The following is a 3,710-nucleotide window of genomic DNA, read 5'->3' as shown; positions in this document are numbered from 1 at the left end:
GCCACCCTGACGACCACCAATCCGAGCCCCGCCACCGGCATCGTCACCATCCAGGCCGCGGTCGGCGTCGAGACCGCGCCGGCGACCATGACCGGGATGAGTGTCACCATCGGCGGCAGCAGCGCCTGTAACGTCACCGGTGCGGCGATGACCTGGAACGGCACCACCTCCCGCTGGGAATACAGCTGGGATACCAGTGCCTGCGGCACCTCCGCCGCCGAAACCGCCGTCACCATCGATGTCACCGGCACCGATCCCGACTGCGGCACCGTGGTCAACGCCGCCCAGCTCACCGGGGTCACCATCGACAACACCTGTGTTGACGCTACCCCGTCGACCATTACCATCGCCCCCGGCCAGACCGTCGGCGGTACCGCGGTCGATCTGACCACCCTGTTCAGCACCACCGGCAATGTCGGCAGCTTCACCTACAAGATCAACGGCACCACCGTCACCAGCCCCTGGGATTCCAGCGCCTATGGCACCACCGGTCCGCAGGCGGTCACCTTCGAAGTGACCGGCACCGATCCCGACTGCGGCGACATCGTCGGTCCGGTGAGCAACAGCATCACCGTCAACAACGCCCTCGGCACCGATGCCGGTGTCGCCGGCGTGGCCAGTAAAAACAAGCAGCTCGATGTCTCCGCTCCCTACAGCGGCGACTTCAACGGCAGCAACAGCGTCACCGTCGACTGGGGCACCTGTCCGGCCATCGGCAGCTGCGACAGCGCCACCTTCCCCAACACCTCCGGCGCCCTTGCCCACGCCGCCAGTCCCTACGCCTACAGCATCACCGGGCTGACCAACGGCCAGATCTACCAGGTGCGCGTCACCTATACCGATGCCGACGGCGTCGGCGGCAGCGCCGTACAGATCTTCACCGACCAGGTGCCCTCCAACTCGATGCTGCACAACGCTGCCGCCACCGGTTCCAGCAAGTGGGGCGGGACCTGGGGACTGGCCGGCGGCAAGTATGGTGAATTCACCTGCGCCACCTGTCACGTTGACACCACCACCAACATCAAACGGATCCGGACCAGCATCAGCTTCCCCGACGGCAGCCTGATGCCCAACGGTTCCGCGTCGAGCGCCGTCACCTTCACCGACACCCGCGACACCACCAGCGATTACGGCGACGCCAACGGCGCCCATGCGACCAGCTCCGGTGTCTGTGAAGTCTGCCATACCTTCGACACCACCCAGGCCAACGGTGTTCATCACCACGCCTACAACATGAGTACCGGCAGTGCCGCTGAGCAGAACCACCAGCTCAGCGCCGACTGCATGAGCTGCCACAACCACAAGCAGGGTTTCAAGCCGACCGCCTGCGACGCCTGCCACGGCAACCCGCCGACCACCGCGGACAGCGACGGCAGCACCAACACCGGCCTCGCCTGGAGTCCGGTCACCACCGGCAGCACCACCCCCGGCGCCCATGACAAACATGTCAACACCCTCGGCTTCAGCGACTGCAACACCTGCCACAACGGCAACGCCATGCCCAACGGCGGCGACATCGACATCCACTTCAACGCCGACTTCAGCGCCGCCGGCGGCGGCACCTCGGTCACCGGCACCTACGGTGGCCAGCTTGGGGTCGCCTACAACAACGGCACCGCCGGCGACGGCACCAAGGCCTGCTCCAATGTCTACTGCCACGGCGGCACCCTTGGCGGCAGCAACCCGGTCTGGGACGCCACCGTCACCTGCGGCGACTGCCACGGCGCCACCAGCACCACCCCGCCGACCGGCGGCAGCCACGCCACCCATGCCGGCACCCTGGCCATGGCCTGCACCCAGTGCCACGGCGCCTCCGCCGGCGCATCCGGCCACATGAACGGCAACGTCACCTGGGACGTCAGCGCCCTGCCGACCAACACCGCCGGCAGCGCCACCTACAACGGCACCACCACCGGCAACACTGGCGGCCTTGCCCCCAGCGCGACTTACGGCAACTGCTCCAATATCTACTGCCACTTCGGCACCACTCCGACCTGGGGCGGCAGCCTGAGCAGCGGCTGCGCCAGCTGCCACAACAACGGCGCCGGCGAGCCCTGGCCGTCCACCGGCGCCCATAACGCCCACTTCACCGCCCTCGGCGTCTCCCTTGCCGCCCAGGTGACCAACGGCGCCGCCGTTCAGGCCAAGTGCGACTACTGCCACAGTGGCAACAACCACGCCGACGGCACCGTCGACGTCAATATCGCTGCCACCTACGACGACATGTCGGCCGGCACCCCGAGCTATGCCGGCAGCCAATGCAGCAACGTCAGCTGCCACGGCGGCCAGACCACCCCGGCCTGGACCGGCACCATCGACGCCAACACCCAGTGCACCCTCTGCCACAAGGCAGAAGACGTGGCCACCGAATACAACAGCGCCACCAGCGGCATGCACGGTATCACCGGCGTGGTCAGCGGCCAGAACCACGGCGTCAGCCTCGCCTGTACCCAGTGCCACAACGGCCAGCCGAGCAACCACTTCAGCGACGCCGGTCTGGCGACCAGCGCCATGAACCGTCCGACCGGCACCGACTTCGTCGCCGGCATCACCCTCGGGACCAGCTCCGACCTCGATACCTGCGCCATGACCTGTCACAAGGAAGGTGCCGACGCCAATCGCGGCACCGGCACCCCCTGGGCGCGACTCAACAACAAGACCTGGGCGCGCGGCGGCGGCGTCGCCGGTGACGAGTGCAAGACCTGTCACGGCATCTGGGGCAGCTGGCGCGGCAACGTGCTGGTCAACCACGCCGCCGACTGGGACGGCGACGGCACCCCCGAGGTGCAGGCCAACCACAGCGAATGCGAAACCTGCCACGGTTTCTCCCCGACCACGACCAACGCCAACTACACCGCCACCTGGGGGACCGGCGACCACGGCAACGGCGTGATCACCATGAACGGTCCGACACCGAGCACCGGCGCCGGCTACAACCAGACCAACTGGGGTTGCGACAACGCCTGTCACGGCAACGCCTCCACCGGTCACGCCCTGGCCGACTCCAGGTGGACGGTCGGCTTCGGTGACTTCGGCGGCGGCAGCTGCGATCTCTGCCACGCTCCCGGCGGCAGCGGTCCGACCGTGGTCTATCCGACCGGCAACTCCGGTTTTACCGGTGAATCCTACGGCTCACACCTCAAGGCTGCTACGACCGACACCATCAGTGGTACCACCGACTGGGCGACCCAGTGCCAGAAGTGCCACGGTTTCCACAGCGGTGATGTGCAGGTGCCGAACAACACCACCGTCGGCATCAACTACACCACCCATGGCGGCATCTGGCTGGGCGGCACGGCCACCGGCGGCAAGACCACCGAGGCGGAGATCTGCTGGAGTTGCCACGATGCCAACGGCGTCAGCGAGTGGGGGACCAACACCAACGCCAACACCGGAAACAGCACCTACAACTATGGCTCTCTGAGTACCAGCAACTGGACCACGGCGACCTGGACCAGCGCCAACTTCAGCTACAAGACCGGCGCCATCGAGTCGACTCACTCGGTCAACAGTGCCGGGACGAGTGCGGTGACCGGGACGGCCTACAACTACACCGAGAGCCCGGATGCGGTGGCGAATATCCGCTGCAGCTACTGCCACGACGTGCATAACCGCAATCAGGCGACCAACGACACCGTCACCGGCAAGCCCTACCTGCGCGGCACCTGGATGGGTAATCCCTACAAGGAGGACGGCGCCCCGCAGTCCGG

Annotated in this window: 1 protein-coding gene; it reads left to right on the top strand. The window is 67.0% G+C overall.

All coding sequences use genetic code 11. The features are described 5' to 3' along the window. Positions 1 to 3,710 (top strand): CxxxxCH/CxxCH domain c-type cytochrome (locus B5V00_RS16700; protein WP_139800822.1); only part of this gene is annotated, 3,710 nt, incomplete at both ends.

This window comes from Geothermobacter hydrogeniphilus (assembly GCF_002093115.1).
In the GTDB taxonomy this organism is placed as follows: domain Bacteria; phylum Desulfobacterota; class Desulfuromonadia; order Desulfuromonadales; family Geothermobacteraceae; genus Geothermobacter_A; species Geothermobacter_A hydrogeniphilus.
The sequence above is the reverse complement of the archived record's forward strand: the minus strand, read 5'-3'. Positions and strand labels throughout refer to the sequence as shown.